This is a genomic window from Marinobacter sp. B-21 (assembly GCF_056857895.1).
In genome coordinates this window covers 179,968-197,071 of the sequence record NZ_JBSXNZ010000089.1, presented here as the reverse complement: position 1 = coordinate 197,071, position 17,104 = coordinate 179,968, and the positions used below count along the sequence as shown (strand labels likewise).

The 17,104-nt window shown below is 55.5% G+C and carries 17 protein-coding genes; 7 read left to right on the top strand and 10 right to left on the bottom strand.

Annotated elements, in window-relative coordinates:
* The gene (locus tag AC13C0_RS20860; RefSeq protein ID WP_341580947.1) at positions 1–1,095 is read right to left on the bottom strand and encodes an efflux RND transporter periplasmic adaptor subunit; all 1,095 of its coding nucleotides are present in this window, start codon (positions 1,093–1,095) and stop codon (positions 1–3) included.
* Positions 1,096–1,147: 52 nt separating this feature from the next.
* Entirely contained in the window at positions 1,148–1,435 is a 288-nt protein-coding gene (locus AC13C0_RS20855) for a DUF3833 family protein (RefSeq protein ID WP_341580946.1), read from the bottom strand.
* Between the two features lie 243 nt (positions 1,436–1,678).
* On the opposite strand from AC13C0_RS20855, the gene AC13C0_RS20850 reads away from it, so the two are divergent.
* Positions 1,679–3,499: an acyl-CoA dehydrogenase C-terminal domain-containing protein gene (locus AC13C0_RS20850; protein ID WP_117618950.1), complete on the top strand. Its 1,821-nt coding sequence runs from the start codon at positions 1,679–1,681 to the stop codon at positions 3,497–3,499.
* 99 nt (positions 3,500–3,598) lie between these two features.
* Here the strand turns inward: AC13C0_RS20850 and AC13C0_RS20845 are convergent, their stop codons facing one another.
* Together AC13C0_RS20845 and AC13C0_RS20840 are read right to left on the bottom strand one after the other, a co-directional pair.
* Positions 3,599–4,312: a glutathione S-transferase N-terminal domain-containing protein gene (locus tag AC13C0_RS20845; protein WP_341582805.1), complete on the bottom strand. Its 714-nt coding sequence runs from the start codon at positions 4,310–4,312 to the stop codon at positions 3,599–3,601.
* Entirely contained in the window at positions 4,312–4,923 is a 612-nt protein-coding gene (locus tag AC13C0_RS20840; RefSeq protein ID WP_117618948.1) for a 2-hydroxychromene-2-carboxylate isomerase, read from the bottom strand. The genes AC13C0_RS20845 and AC13C0_RS20840 overlap by 1 nt, the downstream gene beginning before the upstream one ends.
* Positions 4,924–5,206: 283 nt before the next feature.
* On the opposite strand from AC13C0_RS20840, the gene AC13C0_RS20835 reads away from it, so the two are divergent.
* The 3 genes from AC13C0_RS20835 (at position 5,207) to AC13C0_RS20825 (ending at position 7,648) form a co-directional block, all read left to right on the top strand.
* On the top strand, positions 5,207–5,740 hold the full coding sequence (locus tag AC13C0_RS20835; protein WP_341580945.1) for a Fic family protein: 534 nt from the start codon (positions 5,207–5,209) through the stop codon (positions 5,738–5,740).
* Positions 5,741–6,017: 277 nt separating this feature from the next.
* Positions 6,018–7,160: an XRE family transcriptional regulator gene (locus tag AC13C0_RS20830; protein WP_117618947.1), complete on the top strand. Its 1,143-nt coding sequence runs from the start codon at positions 6,018–6,020 to the stop codon at positions 7,158–7,160.
* Positions 7,160–7,648, top strand: coding sequence for a DUF4411 family protein (locus tag AC13C0_RS20825; RefSeq protein WP_227539290.1), 489 nt, complete (start codon positions 7,160–7,162; stop codon positions 7,646–7,648). Before AC13C0_RS20830 ends, AC13C0_RS20825 begins: the two co-directional genes overlap by 1 nt.
* A gap of 17 nt (positions 7,649–7,665) precedes the next feature.
* On the opposite strand, the gene AC13C0_RS20820 is transcribed toward AC13C0_RS20825, so the two are convergent.
* The 6 genes from AC13C0_RS20820 to rpmH form a co-directional block, all read right to left on the bottom strand.
* A complete protein-coding gene (locus tag AC13C0_RS20820; RefSeq protein ID WP_205422198.1) occupies positions 7,666–8,247 on the bottom strand; it encodes a hypothetical protein in 582 nt (193 codons plus the stop codon).
* A gap of 277 nt (positions 8,248–8,524) precedes the next feature.
* Positions 8,525–9,895, bottom strand: a complete 1,371-nt coding sequence (mnmE, locus tag AC13C0_RS20815; protein WP_341580944.1) for a tRNA uridine-5-carboxymethylaminomethyl(34) synthesis GTPase MnmE — start codon at positions 9,893–9,895, stop codon at positions 8,525–8,527.
* A 76-nt stretch (positions 9,896–9,971) separates the two neighbouring features.
* Entirely contained in the window at positions 9,972–11,696 is a 1,725-nt protein-coding gene (gene yidC, locus AC13C0_RS20810; RefSeq protein ID WP_117618944.1) for a membrane protein insertase YidC, read from the bottom strand.
* Positions 11,697–11,700: 4 nt separating this feature from the next.
* Positions 11,701–11,994, bottom strand: coding sequence for a membrane protein insertion efficiency factor YidD (gene yidD, locus AC13C0_RS20805; RefSeq protein WP_117618943.1), 294 nt, complete (start codon positions 11,992–11,994; stop codon positions 11,701–11,703).
* The gene (gene rnpA / locus AC13C0_RS20800; RefSeq protein WP_117618942.1) at positions 11,994–12,401 is read right to left on the bottom strand and encodes a ribonuclease P protein component; all 408 of its coding nucleotides are present in this window, start codon (positions 12,399–12,401) and stop codon (positions 11,994–11,996) included. The genes yidD and rnpA overlap by 1 nt, the downstream gene beginning before the upstream one ends.
* A gap of 14 nt (positions 12,402–12,415) precedes the next feature.
* Entirely contained in the window at positions 12,416–12,550 is a 135-nt protein-coding gene (rpmH, locus tag AC13C0_RS20795) for a 50S ribosomal protein L34 (RefSeq protein ID WP_008172542.1), read from the bottom strand.
* Between the two features lie 645 nt (positions 12,551–13,195).
* Between rpmH and dnaA the strand changes: the two genes are divergently transcribed.
* Genes dnaA through AC13C0_RS20780 form a run of 3 tightly spaced genes read left to right on the top strand, consistent with a single transcriptional unit; the run spans position 13,196 to position 17,094 of the window.
* Entirely contained in the window at positions 13,196–14,650 is a 1,455-nt protein-coding gene (dnaA, locus tag AC13C0_RS20790; protein WP_341580943.1) for a chromosomal replication initiator protein DnaA, read from the top strand.
* Between the two features lie 55 nt (positions 14,651–14,705).
* The gene (gene dnaN, locus AC13C0_RS20785; RefSeq protein ID WP_341580942.1) at positions 14,706–15,809 is read left to right on the top strand and encodes a DNA polymerase III subunit beta; all 1,104 of its coding nucleotides are present in this window, start codon (positions 14,706–14,708) and stop codon (positions 15,807–15,809) included.
* 13 nt (positions 15,810–15,822) lie between these two features.
* Positions 15,823–17,094 (top strand): ABC1 kinase family protein, encoded by a 1,272-nt coding sequence (locus AC13C0_RS20780; RefSeq protein ID WP_117618940.1) that lies wholly within the window; start codon positions 15,823–15,825, stop codon positions 17,092–17,094.
* Positions 17,095–17,104: the final 10 nt, after the last annotated feature.

The window sequence follows — 17,104 nt, the reverse complement described above, 5'->3', positions numbered from 1 at the left end:
TTATGACTCCCTGGCGGTAACAAAACGGTTATCGGGAATGGCCTTGTCATCCTCCAATACCCGAATCCGGTCACCGCTGCTGAGGCGGTCCTGGCCGGTGACAATGACCGGATCGTCTTCCCCAAGCCCACTGGCAATCTCGACCAGGCCCGGCATACGGGAACCCAAAATAACAGAGACCCGCCGGGCCACCCCGTCTTCCGCGACAAAAACATACTGTTCATCACCCCGGACCATCACCGCCTGCTCCGGAATCACCAGGGCCTGCCGTTCCCGAAGGGTGAGCGTGGCCGACATGAACTGACCCGGCCTGAGCAGCCCGTCCGGGTTATCAATCAGCGCGCGTACCGGCAACGACCGGCTCAGCTCACTGACCCGCGACCCAAGTTCAACCAGTTGTCCGGAAAATGGTCGGTCCGGATAGGCTGGGGACGTGCCCTTTACCTGTTGCCCGAGACTTACCTGGCCGAGAAAGCGTTCGGGAATCGAAAAGCCGAGCTCCATCCGATCCGTGGTGTCCAGGGAGGTTACCGTAGTTCCGGAGGTAATATAGGCGCCTACGCTGATATCACTCAGGCCGACCACGCCGGTAAACGGCGCTTCAATACGGTGATTTTCCAGACGGACCCGTGCCGACTGACGCTGGGCCTCGGCCACATCCACCGCTGTCCTCAGTGCATCCACCTGGGACTGGGAAATACTGTTGTTGGAGCGCAACCGCTGCGCCCGCTCATATTGCCGGCGGGCATCCGCCAGCTGGGCTTCGATCACCTGCAGATCGGCCCTGGCCTGGCGATCATCCAGGCGCAACAACACCTCGCCCTGCTCTACCCGGCGACCTGTCCCAAGATTCAGGGCCACGACCCTGCCGCTGAGTTCGGTAGTGAGTTCCACCGCGTTCAGGGCCTTCAGGCTGCCAACAGCCCTCACCACATCCTGAACCGTTTGCAGCCGTGGCAGGATCGTATTGACCGCACTGGCCGGACGCTCACCACCGTCCTGAGCTAGGGTGCCCTCGTCCAGCTTCTGGTAGATAACGGCGCCGCCGACAGCTAAAGCCACCATCACCAACGCAATCAACCACTGTTTCCACATAGAATTTCCAGGCTCTTCCCGGTTACGGTTTATCAGTTATTCGTTATCACATTTACCGGATAACAAGCACCACTTCACCCAGGGTTCCCACCCCGTCGTCATCCCAGGTAGCGGTAATGTCCGCATCAAAGGTGCGAATGACCTCCCCGGAAAAGTTCCTGACCACGCCACGGGCCGAAAGTTCGCCGGTGAAGAAGGCTTCAGGTACCAGTTCAGGGGTCCTGTCCGCGTAATCATCGAGCGATGGACCGGCGCAGCCGCTCAGCAGCAGAGCTGAAGCTACTATCCAGAGTATAGGTGCCGGTAGGCACTTCGAAATCACAGTTAGCAGGCTTTGCATGACTTTTACACTCCCTGATCGGTTTTTGGGATGGCATGGGTGCTGAGAGATACGCCGGCCCGGTCGGTAACGACCATTCCCTGAAACCACCGATGCCGGTTCCGTCAGTTCGGCCAATTGTCCGTTCTGACATTCCTGTCAGTGGTTTTCGTCAATGGCAGTGCCTGGGGAATGGCGTACAACAACAGAAACGGGCGGTTGTCGCCCCAGACTGATTCCGGGACAGATACAGAGGATTCCGCCATGCCGGTTTACAAGGCGCCCCTGCGCGACATGAAGTTTCTGCTGAACGAAGTGTTCGACTACCCGCGCCATTACGCAACTCTGGCCAGCGGTGAAAGCGCCACGCCGGACATCGTGGAAGCCATACTCTCTGAGTGTGGAAAATTCTGCGAGCAGGTACTGAGCCCCCTGTATCTCTCGGGAGATGAAGAAGGCTGCAAGCTTGAGAATGGTCAGGTAACCACACCGGCAGGCTACCGGGAAGCCTATCAGCAATACGCCATGGCTGGCTGGCAGGGGCTCTCGGCCCCGGAGGAATTTGGCGGCCAGGGTCTGCCCGCTTCCATGGGCCTGCTGAAACAGGAAATGATGGGCACCGCCAACTGGCCGTTTTCCATGTATCCCGGTTTGTCCCTGGGCGCCATGAACACGATTTTCCTGCACGGCTCGGACGACCAGAAACAGACCTACTTGCCGCCACTGACGGAAGGACGCTGGGGCGGCACCATGTGCCTGACCGAGCCCCAGTGCGGCACCGATCTCGGACAGGTGAAAACCAAAGCCGAACCCCAGGCCGATGGCAGCTACCGGCTCACCGGCACCAAGATATTCATCTCTTCCGGCGACCACGACCTGACCGGGAATATTGTTCATATCGTGCTGGCCCGACTGCCGGACGCGCCGAAAGGAACACGGGGTATCAGCCTGTTTATCGTTCCCAAGTTCCTGCCAGACAACGAGGGTGGCCCAGGCAAACGCAATTCTGTGGTGTGCGGCAGCCTGGAAAAGAAAATGGGCATAAAGGCCTCCGCCACCTGCGTGATGAATTTCGACGAGGCTACCGGCTTTCTGATTGGGCCGGAGAACGAAGGCCTGAACTGCATGTTCACCTTCATGAACACCGCCCGCATCGGCACCGCGATTCAGGGTGTCGGGCCCGCGGAGCTGTCCTATCAGTGGGCCCTGGCCTACGCGAAGGAGCGCCGCTCCATGCGCGCGCTCTCGGGCAAGAAGGAACCGGACCAGGTAGCCGACCGCCTGATCCACCACGCCGATGTACGCCGGATGCTGCTCACCCAGAAGGCCATTGCCGAGGGCGGACGGGCGATGCTCTACTACGCCGCCCGTCTGGCGGATCATATGGTGGAGGGCTTTACCGATGGGGATCACAAAAAGGCGGAGAAGTACGACGACAAACTCGGTTTCCTCACCCCGATCCTCAAGGGTTTTCTGACCGAACTCGGTTACGAGGCGGCTAACCTGGGCGTGCAGGTGTTCGGCGGCCATGGCTATATCCGTGAACATGGCATGGAGCAGATTGTCCGGGATACCCGCATTGCCACCCTGTACGAAGGCACCACCGGCATCCAGGCCCTGGACCTGCTTGGCCGCAAGGTCTTGCTCATGACCCGGGGCGGCGCGGTGCGTGAATTCACCCTGAACATTGCCAACTTTGCCCGCAAGCACCTGACCGATAAACGGCTGCGGCCCTATGCCCTGGAGCTGCTCAAGCTGACTGGCCAATGGAATCTGCTGACCGTGCGGATCATGCTGGCCGCCCGCAAGGACCGGGATGTGGTCGGCTCCGCCGCCTACGATTTCCTGATGTACAGCGGTTACGTCACCATGGCCTATATCTGGCTACGCCAGGCCGCCGTGGCTGTGGCTAGGCTCGATAGCGGCGGCGAGGAATCGGCCGGGTTCTACCAGGCCAAGCTGGCCACCGCCGAGTTCTATTTCCAGCGGTTGTTGCCCCGGGCCCAGAGCCACGGGGCCAGCATGCTCAGCCCCAGCAAGAACCTGATGCAACTGGATGCCGAGGATCTGGCCTTTACCGGATAAGCTCTCCAGACGAGGGAAGTCGGCTGGCTTCCTTTTTTTGGTACAGGCTCCATAGGCGCCAGTGCCTAATGATTGCTTTGTAAGCTTTGGTCGAACGCGTCACGAATCGGCGCCATCCTGTTTGTCGCCACCTGCTGTTTGGCCAAACAGCAGTTTTTTTCCTTCGTCGGTGACCGTCGGGCGACCAGACCAAGGCGCGCCTTTTTCATAGGCAGCAATCACCGCCGGACGCTCTTGCATCGAGCGGAACCAGCGCTCGAGGTGGGGGAAGTCAGTCAGGGTTTGCTTTTGCCGCTCATGAGGGACGATCCAGGGATAGATGGCGATATCGGCAATGGAGTAATCGCCGGCAACCCAGTCCCGACCACTCAGGCGGCGATCGAGTACACCGTACAGGCGGTTGGTTTCATTGACGTAACGATTGATCGCGTAAGGGATCTGTTCCGGTGCGTACTGCGCGAAGTGATGGTTTTGCCCCGCCATCGGCCCCAGCCCTCCCATCTGCCACATCAGCCATTCCATGACCGTTTTTCTCCCGCGCAGATCAACAGGCAGGAGCCGCCCGGTTTTTTCCGCCAGGTAGAGGAGGATGGCGCCGGATTCGAACACTGTGATCGGTCCATCACCATCGCCGGGGTCGTGGTCGATGATGGCCGGCATGCGATTGTTGGGTGAGAAGGCAAGAAACTCCGGCTTGAACTGGTCTCCAGCGCTGATATCCACCGGATGAATCCGGTAATCCAGGCCGGTCTCCTCCAGAAAAATGGTGATCTTGTGGCCATTGGGCGTCGGCCAATAATAGAGATCGATCATCATTCAGCTCCAGGCATTAATTCCAGAGTCTCGGCCAACAACTCCACCCGATCCTGACCCCAGAACTGCTCGCCATTCAACACATAGGCAGGAGCACCGAGAACGCCCTGCCGGACGGCATCCTCGCTGTTGCGGTCGTACTGGTCCGTAATATTCGTTGACTGGGCGGCCTGGATCAACCCGTCGGCGTCCAGTTCAAGGGCGTTCAGAATGTCACGAATCACCGCTTCATCCGCAATGTTTTTCTCCTCGGCCCAACAGGCTGCCAGCACCCGCTGCACAAACTCGCCAGGATTGTGGCCGGCCTGCTGCAGTGCAATAACACAACGATCTGCCAAGCCGGGGTCTGTCGGAAAATGCGCAGGTTTGAGGTTGACGGCCAAACCGCGTTTCCTGGCCCATCGTTCAATCTCAAGCAGGCGGTACGCCTGACGGCATGCCGGGCGTTCAGGGACGGGTTTCGCGCCGGAGTTGGCAAACACCTCTGCCAGTTTTACTGGCTTGAAGTTGACCTCAGCCCCCGCCTGCCCGGCGGTCTCAAGGAATGCCTGATGTCCAAGGTAGGTGAACGGTGAAATGCTGGTGAAGTAATAATCAATCCTGGGACTCATCGCTTTCGACTCCTGGACAATTGCTGTTGGTTTTTACCTGTCCAGTACTCTATCGGTTATTGAGTGATCGCTCAACAAAAAGTTCAGCGCGTGAAGCCTCACGTGCTGCCGCTGAAGCAGGCCTGAAGAACATCTCGGGCTGACGTGTTTTCCCTGTTCTTCTCAAAATCTACAGTAGCCGGGTTTGCTGCTCGGAATGGCCAAACTGCACGCAGACCGCCATTGATGAAGTCCTCCTGCCAGCAGAGCAGATTTCTCCGGAAAACGTGATGACTGGCAAGAGGTGCGTAATTACATCGAGGCCGTCAACTCTGCGATTACCCAACTTGCCAGTACCCCCCCCCTTTCCAATCGTCTGCTGAAACATACTCATGAACTGTTGCTGCAAGGGGTGCATGGCGAACACAAATTGCCCGGGGAGTTTCGGAGCAGCCAGAACTGGATTGGTGGTTCCAGCCTAGCCGATGCCAGTTTCATCCCACCCCATTATGAAGGTGTGGTGGCAATGATGGGCGATCTGGAATTGTTCTGGCATAACGATCAGATTCAGGTGCCCCAACCGATCCGTATTGGCTTGAGCCACTACCAGTTTGAGACCATTCACCCGTTTCTTGATGGTAATGGCCGTATCGGGCGCTTGCTGATTCCACTTTACCTGGTAAGTCATGGCTTGCTGAATAAGCCATCGCTGTACCTGTCGGACTTTTTTGAGCGCAACCGCGCCAGTTACTACGATGCGCTGATGCAGGTACGAACCAATAATAATGCTGCGGTTTTTCCTGAATGGGGTGTCGGAAACCGCCACTCGTGGGCGTGATCTGTTCCGGGAGATTCTGGCATTGCGTGCTCAAGTGGAGCAGGACGTGCTGGGACAGCAGACACTGATTACACTAGGTGGCTACTACCCTTCGTTATCAATCATATAATAGCTTTCCGGGGTTCGCTCGGGGAATGTGCAGAAAATCGTAAATTTTGCGCCTTTTCGCGTTTCACTTGCCGATAGTTCGACGCACGCACGGCCAAGGGCATCAGTTGGCTCCTAAACCGTCTAAGCTTACACTACGCCCTGATAAATTTTGTTCCGAGCAGCAGTCATGGCCACCACCTACGCCAGAATCAATGCAGATATCCTAACCTGGGCCCGGGAGCGGGCACAGCTTAGTGTGTCTGCTCTGGCATCCAAACTGGGGGTGCCAAACGATAAACTTGACGCCTGGGAGCGAGCGGAGAAACCACCGACCTTCAAGCAGGCTCAAGACTTTGCCGCCAAAACCCATATTCCGTTTGGCTATCTTTATCTGAAGCAGCCGCCGGAAGAGACGTTACCGCTACCAGATCTTCGAACGGTCGGGGGGCATCATCCTAACCGACCTTCTTCCGAGCTTATCGAAATGGCCCAGATCGTTCTGCGACGGCAGGAATGGTACGCGGAGTATCTCCGAGACCAAGGTGTGGAGCGCAACCCATATGTTGGTCGGTTCACTGCTCGTTCCAATATCCTGGATGTGGTTCAGAACATGCGGCAGGTGCTCGGCATACCAGCTCATCCCGAGCGAGGTAACTGGGAAGATTACTGGCGCCTACTCATCCGCAAGATCGAAGAGGCGGGCATCCTGGTCATGCGGCAGGGATTCATCCGTCATCACTCTCGCCCGCTGTCTGTTCAAGAATTTCGCGGCTTTGCGATTTCCGATCCTCTGGCACCGGTGATTTTCGTCAACCAAGCCGACGCCCCGGCCGCACGATTGTTCACCTTGATCCATGAATTGGTGCATATCTGGCTTGGCAAAAGCGGGGTTTCTGACGCAAGTCCCGATACTCACCAAAGAGAAGAGATTTTCTGTAACGCTGTAGCGGCGGAATTTTTGGTTCCTGAGGCGGAATTTGATACCCACTGGCAAGATGCGGAAGATTGGAAAGAAAACCTTCCAGTATTGGAAGCTCATTTCCGCGTCAGCACATGGGTAATCGCAAGGCGGGCACTGACACTCGGGAAAATCTCCCGGGATGAGTACCGGAATTACGTCGACGATCTTCAGGAACGTTACCGGAACCGTGAACGAACTCAAGGTGGCCCTACGTTCTACAGAACTCAACGAGGGCAGATCAGCGAAACCTTCTCTAAGGCTCTGGTCAGTGAAGCTCTCAGTGGGCGCGTTCTTCTTCGGGATGCGGGTAGCTTACTGAATATGAAACCCCACAAAATAACCAACTATGCCAAAGAATTAGGGATCTGATGTATTTGCTGGACGCCAACACCTATATCCAGGCAAAGAATCTCCACTACCAAATGTCATTCTGTCCGGCTTACTGGGCGTGGCTCGACCAACAGTACGCGATGTCAGCGCTGGCGAGCATCCGCACAGTCTATGACGAATTGTCTGATGGAGATGACGAGCTTTCGGATTGGGTAAAGGATAGGAAGGACCAGTTCATCCCGGTTTCAGACGACGATATCCAGAAAAAGTTCGCAGAAGTAGCTCAGCATGTAGCTGAGCTGGAAGGAAAAAAGCAAGAATTTGTAGCGGAGTTCCTCAGCAAGGCTGATCCTTGGCTGATAGCAACTGCGGCTGTTGTCGGTGGTACTGTCGTTACTCACGAAATACCAGTTCCCCAAAACAGTACCAAGGTCAAAATTCCAAATATCTGCGACGTCTTCGGTGTACCCTATATCACCACTTTCCAGCTCTTGAATCAGCTAGAAGCCCAGTTTGTGCTGGGATAGCGAGCATCCATACATCGTCACCACTCTTGAGCCCATAAGCCGTCTTCATCCTGTCTTCGGGCGTCTAGCTCGTAAGATTTCGCAAGGTCTTCGATCATTGCCGCAAGGTTGGGTTTCGAGTCTTTCCAATGGGTAGAAAAACGCCTGAATTCGTCTGAAACCTTGCGTTCCTGCTTCCCGCCATCGTATGGCATGCGAGAAGTAACACCTCGTGAATTGTATAGGCTGATTCCTTCACGGGGAGAACGACGGTTGCCAAGTCGGTTATCGGTGATGACCACCAAGTCAATGCCAGGGTTGGCATCCACAAACTGCCAGCCCTCTTCTGAGGTCACGCAGGCGGCGCGTGGAGAATAGCCTTCTTCAATCAATAGTGCGCATACAAAGGCAACAGCTTCGGACTGGCTGTCTGCCATAATGGAAATCAAAGGTTCGCGCTGCTGAATGCTGTTCTTGAGTGAACCCCTGGATTCCTCTCGCCCGGCAAACAACTTAGAGGCTGTTACGGCCGGTTTGGATTGGTTGCTCCAGTGCGCCCAGTGATTCTCTACAGCCTCTATGCCGTGACCGGCGATACCCAACTGAATGCCCAACCACAAAGCGGTTGCAGGAGAAGTTTCCAGCCAGGCTTCAAGGATTTCCCTCCACCGTTTCTATAACGCCATCCCAGCCTGGTAGGTTCACCGAGTCGCCGCCCGGCATGGCAAGCGCCGTGGTGCGAGCTGTTGCCGAGATCAACCTTCTCACAAATACAGGAAGCGTTCCTTGGGCTTCACGCTTGTCTGACCACTGTGCGAGATGAGTTGCCGTTATACGCATGGTGAAAAATCTCCGCAGTTATTGCCTGCATGCTAAACATCATGGGTAGAACCGAAACTATTTGCCAATACAGAAACTGCTGAAGATCTTGCCGAGCAATTCATCGGGTGTCAGATGCCCGGTAATCTCGCCCAAGGCATCCTGGGCAGCGCGCAGGTCTTCGGCCAGCAATTCACCGGCACCGAAGCCCTCGAGTTGACTCTGGCCCTGAACCAGCAGTTCCAGAGCTCTCTCAAGGGCATCCAGATGCCGGCGGCGGGCCAGGAATCCGCCTTCGGTGGTACTGGCAAACCCCATGCATTGCTTGAGATGGTCCCGGAGAATCTCCAGCCCTCCGGCAGATTTCGCTGCCAGACGGATGACCGGAGCACTCTGGTGAGGCTCCGCGCTGATACCAACCCCTTCACCGGAAAGATCCACCTTGTTGCGGATGACCGTAACCGGAGCGTTCGCTGGCAACCGGTCGATAAAATCCGGCCAGATTTCATGGGGCTCGGTTTTATCGGTGGTGGTCGCATCCACCATCAGCAGGATGCGATCGGCCTGACGGATCTCATCCCACGCCCGGGCGATCCCGATCTGTTCCACTTCATCCGGGCTATCCCTCAGGCCAGCGGTATCAATGATGTGCAGCGGCATGCCATCGATGTGGATATGTTCCCTGAGGACATCCCGGGTGGTACCTTCAATGGCCGTTACAATCGCCGCTTCGCGACCGGCCAGGGCATTGAGCAGACTGGATTTGCCCGCGTTTGGCCGCCCGGCGATCACTACTTTCATGCCGTCCCGTAAAATGGTGCCCTGCTGGGCGTCGGCAAGAATCCGCTCAAGCCGGTCAAGCAGGGCCTGAAGGTCACTGGCCACCTTGCCATCGGCGAGAAAATCGATTTCCTCTTCCGGAAAATCGATGGCCGCCTCAGCGTAGATCCTCAGGTGGGTTACCGCCTCCACCAGGTCCTCAATCTGCCGGGAAAACACCCCCTGCATGGAACGCACGGCACAGCGGGCGGCCTGTTCCGAACTGCTCTCGATCAGATCGGCAATCGCCTCGGCCTGGGCCAGATCCAGCTTGTCGTTCAGGAACGCCCGCTCGGAGAATTCACCGGGCCTCGCCAGTCTTGCGCCCCGGCTACAGACTTCACGGAGCAGGAGATCCAGGATCACCGTGCCACCATGGCCCTGCAACTCGAACACGTCCTCTCCGGTAAAGGAGTGGGGATTGGGGAAAAACAGTCCTATTCCTTCATCGATCAGTTCACCGTCGCTGTCCAGGAAGGGGCCGTAATGGGCATAGCGTGGTTTGGGGCGGAAACCCAACATCTGTCCGGCAATCTCCGAAGCCTTCGGGCCGGATACCCGGACAATGCCAACACCGGCCTGGCCGGGTGCCGTGGCAATGGCGGCGATGGTGTCAGAATTCTGGCTCATGTTGGTTGTTCCTCGGGGCGGAAACAACAGAGGCTCCGCGAAGGAGCCTCTGTTTGGGTCAGATCAATTGCACGGGTCAGTGCTTTTTGGCTGCCGCGTCTGCTTCAATTTTGCGGGTAATGTACCACTGCTGACTGATCGACAGAATGTTGTTTGTCAGCCAGTACAGCACCAGACCTGCCGGGAACCACAGGAAGAACACGGTAAAGACCAGCGGCATCAGCTTCATGATCTTGGCCTGCATCGGATCCGGTGGCGTCGGGTTCAGGTGCATCTGCAGGAACATGCTTGCACCCATCAGGATCGGCAGGATGAAGTACGGGTCCATTTGAGAAAGATCATTTATCCACAGCACGAAGGGGGAATGTCGCAGCTGTACGCTCTCAAACAGAACCCAGTACAGGGATATGAACACCGGCATCTGCACCAGGATTGGCAGGCAGCCACCCAGCGGGTTGATTTTTTCACGCTTGTACAGCGCCATCATTTCCTGGGACATGCGCTGGCGATCATCGCCATAGAGTTCCTTGAGCCGGGTCAGTTGCGGCGCCGCCGCACGCATTTTGGCCATGGACTTGTAGCTGGTGGCGGACAAATGGAAGAACACGGCTTTCACCAGAACGGTCAGCAGGATAATGGAGACACCCCAGTTCCCGACAATGCTGTGAAACCACTCCAGGATGACGAACAGTGGCAGGGAAATAAAGAACAGCCAGCCGAAGTCGACGGTGCGATCCAGATTGGGCGCCATGTTTTCCAGACGATCAATAATTTTAGGCCCAACGTAGGCACGGGCACCGATTTCAGCGGTCTGGCCAGGCTCAACGGTTGTCGCCGGGTAGACAAAGCCCATTACGTAATAGGGCCCGCGACGGGTAGTCTGGAACTGGGCAGCCTGGTCGCGCTCGGGAACCCACGCTGAAATGAAGTAGTGCTGGAGGAAGGCCAGCCAGCCGTTGGTGACGGACCGGTTGAGCTGGTTTTCCTGAAGATCGTCGAATTTGAATTTCTGGTACGGATCCTCCGGAGAACTGACAACCAGACCGAGGAAGGCCTTAATACCCATGCTGGCCTGGGATGTGGGGTCGGGAGACTGGTCACGTACAATTTTTCCGGTGAAATTGGCCTGCCAGTTCTCACTGGACTGGTTTTCAACCAGGTATTTCACAGCAATTTCGTAACTGTTGCGTTCGAACTGATAGCGCTTGGTGATCCGGACGCCCTTGTCGGTTGTGAAGGTCAGGTCGACGGTTAGCTGATTATCACCTTCGGCCAGTTCATAGCTCGACGCTTCGGTCTGGTACAGGGGGGCTGTGCCGTTTTTACGGCTGTCCGGACCGTCACGGCCAATAAGCCCACTCTCAAGAACATACAACCGGTTTTCGGTGTTATTGAGCAGTGTCAGAGGTTCTTTGCTGTGGAGTGATTTGTCGTAATCCAGAAGCTGGGCGCGGACAAGATTGCCACTGACACGGTCAATCGTCAGCTCGTAAACATCAGTCCGAACCTTAACGAACTGATTCGTGACGGTGGTACCAGCTTCGGTCTGGCTGACAACGGACTTTCCGGTTTCGGGAGTGGCAAATTCTTCAGAGCCAGGGTTTGGCACGGATGAGCCAGTACTGTTTTCCGGCAGCACCATATCATCTGGATTGCCCGGGCCAACCGTGGTTTGTGACGGAGCGGATTGAGAAACCTGGGCGGCCTCCGGTTGCTGGTGGTAATCCTCATTCCAGGCAAGCACCATCAGATAACTGACAATAGCCAGGCCGGCAAATAATACGATGCGTTGAATATCCATAGAGTTACTGTCTGGTCTGGGTTGTTGTGTGGGGATGATCAGCGTGCACGCAGGGTGTTCCGGATTCCAGGCCCACGGATTTTTCCGTGCCCGGCACCGGATCATACCCGCCTTCCGCCCAGGGATGACACCTTAACAGACGCCGGATTGCGAGAAATAACCCTTTCAGGGCGCCATGATGAGTAATGGCTTCAACGGCATATTGTGAGCAGGTGGGGTAATGGCGGCAATGGCTGGCCATCATGGGACTGATGGCATACTGGTAGAAGCGGATGGGCAGGAGCAAAAGTTTGCGCATTAACCCGTTCCTCGACCGGCAGTCTCCGATGGTGCTGCCCGGGATGGCTGAGATTGAGTGTATTTTTTCCTGAGCCGTCGCCAGAGGTCGTCCATGGATGCGCGAACGGTTGGGTTGTCCAGGGAAACAAGGCCCTGTCTTCCCAGTACCACAACGTCAAGCCCCGGGAGGTCCGTCTGAAGTCGGAAGCTTTCCCTGACCTGGCGTTTTATCCGGTTTCTCTGGACCGAGAGCTTCAGATTTTTCTTGGAAAAAATCAAACCGATCCTGGCGTGACCGAGATTATTCGGTGTCGCCAGGATCAGAAAATTCCTGTGCGGAACTTTCAGCTGCACGTCATCGAAGACTTTACCGTAATCAGCAGGTCGCAGGAGACGATTTGATTTCGGGAAACCCAAAGCCTTCATTCGGCGGACAAAGCTTACGCGGACAGACGTGCGCGGCCTTTGGCACGACGACGGGAAATAACCTTGCGGCCGTTGGCAGTTGCCATACGGGCACGGAAACCGTGAACGCGCTTACGCTTCAGGACGCTTGGTTGAAACGTTCTTTTCATGGTGATGGTCTCACAATTCGTAAGTTGGAAATTCAGTAACTGGCCGGAAATTGTACAGCCGAAACAGGAGCGGCATTCTATGCAAATAGCGGCGGGAATTCAATGTTTATTGCTACGGGGTTATGCCAATGGCTGAAATCCGGAACAGGTTCGACCAGGTAATAAATTCAGTAAGTCTTTTTAGAATTTCTTTAAGGATTAATTATTACTGTTATTAGAGACGACGTTTTCTGTGGATAAGCAAAACTAAGTCCGAAAAAACAACATGTTGGTTGGTTGACAAGGGTATTGACAATGGGCCCTGAAGTCTGTGGACGACGCAAGGGCGGAATGTGGGTAACACGGTATTGTTGAATCCGATCGAGTTATCCCCGGTTGCGTCCCATGGTTCCTAACAGGGTTCGTCCATGCTTGTACACACAGGGCTGTGTATAACCCTGGAAGCGGAAATTTTCTGTACACAAGGTTGTAGGTAAGTTCGTACAAAATTGAAATATAAGGGAATAAATTTCCACAGGCTGTTCATGAACTGGCTTTAGCACTTTCACTGCGGGCCCTGGCGGGTTAGAATCCGGGGTCATCTCTCTGGACAGGATGTCCTTTATCCGTTCAGCGACATTTCAGGGTTATCGGGAGCAGGCTGTCGTGCCAAATAGTATGTGGCATCAATGTCTTGAAGTACTTCGGGACGAGTTTCCCGCACAACAGTTCAATACCTGGCTCAGGCCCCTGCAATCCGATCACCGGGAGGGGCAGCTGATGTTGTTCGCGCCCAACCGCTTTGTGATGGATTGGGTAAACGAAAAGTACCTTCGGCGCATTGAAGAGGTTCTCAAGGATCTGAACGGTGGTCAGGCGCCCCGGGTTAACATGAAGGTGGGATCGGCGCCCCGGGAAAGTGATCCGGTCAAGCGCTCGGAAATGCCTGCCCGGCTGAACGGCCAGGTGCTGGAGGAAGCCGGGAGTCGGGTCACGGAAGAGGAAAGAGGCGTCGCCGCGACGGTGCCCGGATCAACGTCTGTGCGACCCAAAAGTTATAGTGAGCGCCGGCCGGTTCAGATTGAAGGGGATATCAAGCACCAGAGTTTTCTCAATGAAGGCTTCACCTTTGAAACCTTTGTAGAGGGTAAGTCCAACCAGTTGGCGCGGGCGGCGTCCATGCAGGTGGCTGAAAATCCGGGTGGCGCCTACAATCCTCTTTTCCTCTACGGTGGCGTGGGTCTGGGTAAAACCCACCTGATGCATGCGATTGGGAACGAGATTGTCCGTCGCAATCCCAAGGCAAAAGTGGCATACCTCAGGTCAGAGCGTTTTGTGGCCGATATGGTCAAGGCGTTACAGCTCAATGCCATTAATGAATTCAAGCGCTATTACCGGTCGGTGGATGCCCTGCTCATCGATGATATCCAGTTTTTTGCCCGCAAGGAGCGTTCCCAGGAAGAATTCTTCCATACCTTTAATGCGTTGCTTGAGGGCGGCCAGCAGGTCATTGTGACCTGTGATCGTTTCCCGAAAGAAATCGTCGACATGGAAGAACGGCTTAAATCCCGGTTTGGTTGGGGGTTAACGGTCATGGTGGAGCCTCCGGAGCTTGAAACCCGGGTAGCCATATTGATGAAAAAGGCGGAGCAGGCCAACGTCAAGCTGAGCAGTGAAGCGGCCTTTTTTATTGCCCAGAAAATCCGATCGAATGTTCGGGAGCTTGAAGGAGCGCTGCGTTTGGTGATAGCGAATGCTCACTTCACGGGTTCCGAAATCACTCCCCCGTTTATCCGTGAAAGTCTGAAAGACCTGTTGGCACTTCATGAGAAGCAGGTGAGTATTGATAATATTCAGCGCACCGTCGCGGAATATTACAAGATCAAGGTGGCGGATCTGCTGTCGAAACGGCGGACCCGCATAGTGACCCGGCCACGGCAGGTTGCCATGTCTCTGTCCAAGGAGCTGACCAATCACAGCCTCCCGGAGATTGGTGATGCTTTCGGCGGTCGCGACCACACCACCGTGCTGCATGCATGTAAGAAAATCGTGGAGTTGCAGGAGACTGATCCGGGCATCCGCGAGGATTATCAGAATTTTATGAGACTGCTGACAACCTGATGCCGGGCGTTGGCGAACAACATTCACCCTTCCAACATAAAGAAAGCTGAGTGCCATGAAACTGACGATCAGCCGTGAATCCCTGCTTATCCCGCTGCAAAGCATTGCGGGCGTCGTGGAAAAGAAACAGACCATGCCCGTGCTGTCCAACGTATTGCTGGTGGCGGAAGACAATACCCTGACCCTGACCGGGACCAACATGGAAGTGGAACTGGTTGCCCGGGTAACACCGGTGCATGTGGATCAGCCTGGCCGGATTACTGTTCCGGCCCGCAAGCTGTCCGACATCTGCCGGGCCCTGGGTGATGAGGCACCGATGGAGCTGTCGCTGGAAGGCGATCGTTTGCATCTGCGCTGTGGTGCAAGTCATTTCACTCTGTCCACGTTACCAGCTGAGCACTTCCCCAATGTGGAAGACGAAGCGGAAAGTTTCCGGCTGGAACTGCCCCAAAAAGAGTTGGGTCAAATGCTGGATACAACCGCCTTTGCCATGGCTCAGCAAGACGTTCGTTACTACCTGAACGGGTTGCTGCTGGAAGTGGATAAGGATCATGTGCGGACGGTTGCCACCGATGGTCACCGTCTGGCTATGGCTCACCTGGACCTGCCGACGAATTGTCCGGAACTTCGCCAGGTTATTGTGCCCCGTAAAGGCGTGCTGGAACTGGCACGGTTGCTTGAGGATGTGGAATCACCGGTCACCCTGGTGATTGGCGATAATCACCTGCGCGCGACCGTGGGCGCTTACACCTTCACCTCAAAACTGATTGAGGGCAAATTCCCGGACTATAACCGGGTGATTCCCCGGGGCGGCGACAAAGTGGTACTGGCAGACCGCGCCACGCTCAGGAATACGCTGCAACGGGCGGGGATTCTGTCTCACGAGAATATTCGGGGTGTGCGCCTGAATCTTGCCCCTAACGAACTCCAGGTATTCGCCAATAATCCGGATCAGGAACAGGCCGAAGACGCGCTGCCTGTGGATTATCAGGGCGAATCCCTGCAGATCGGTTTTAATGTAGGCTACCTGGTGGACGTGATGAACGCACTGGATGAGGATCAGGTAAAGATGACCCTGTCCAACCCCAACAGCAGTGCGTTGATCGAAGCGCAGAACGATGCCCGTTGTCTTTACGTGGTTATGCCCATGAGGCTGTAGGAGGATGAGACTGATGAGTGCCGTAACGAATGGAATCAAAGGAGCTTTCCGGATTGGGCAGACTGTGTCGGTACTCGGGCGCACAGGGATCAACTGGGTTCGGGGAGATCGTCCCCCGACACCCCGGCTGCTGAGGCAGACATTTGAATCACTGGGTGCCACCTACATAAAGCTCGGGCAATTTATCGCCAGCTCACCGACGTTCTTCCCCAAGGAGTACGTTGAGGAATTCCAGAACTGCCTGGATAAGACACCCAACCTCCCCTTTGGCGTGATCCGGAAGATCATTACTGAGGAACTGGGGCGTCCGCTGGACGAAGTCTATTTGGACATTGATCCTGTAGCCCTGGCGTCCGCCTCTATTGCGCAGGTACATGCCGCAAGACTGGTGACCGGTGAAGACGTGGTCATCAAGGTACAGAAGCCGGGTGTTGAGAATATCCTGCTGACGGATCTGAACTTTCTGTATCTGTCTGCGCGGATTCTGGAAACACTGGCGCCGAAATTGTCCTGGACCTCCATGTCCGGGATTGTCGAAGAAATCCAGCGGACCATGATGGAGGAATGTGACTTCATCAAGGAAGCCAACAACCTGAAGGTGTTCCGGGAATTTCTGCACGATACTCATAACCAGGATGCGGCCGTCCCCCGGGTTTTCGAACATTGCAGTACCCGTCGAATCCTGACCATGGAACGTTTTCACGGGGTGCCGTTGACCGATCTGGAAAGCATCAGGGGTTATGCCCGGGATCCGGAGCGGACGTTGATCACGGCGATGAACACCTGGTTTGCGAGTCTGACCCAGTGTGAATTTTTCCACGCGGACGTTCATGCCGGAAACCTGATGGTCCTGAAAGATGGGCGAGTCGGGTTTATCGATTTCGGAATCGTGGGCCGGATAAAGCCGGATACCTGGCAGGCGGTCAGTGATTTTATTTCTGCGGTGATGGTTGGAAATTTCGAGGGCATGGCCGACGCCATGATCCGTATTGGAATTACCCATAAGACTGTCCGGGTGGACGAGCTTGCCGGCGATCTTCGCAGGCTCTACCAACAGATGGACAAGATGGTACCCGACGAGGTTCCTTACGAGGCCGATAAGGCCGAAGACGATGTGAATCATATTCTGATGGATATGGTAAAAATCGGGGAAAGCCATGGACTCCACTTCCCCCGGGAATTTGCCTTGTTACTGAAACAGTTTTTGTATTTTGATCGCTATGTGCACATCCTCGCGCCGGAAATGGATGTGTTCATGGATGAGCGGCTGAATATGCTTCATTGAGGCGGTCGCC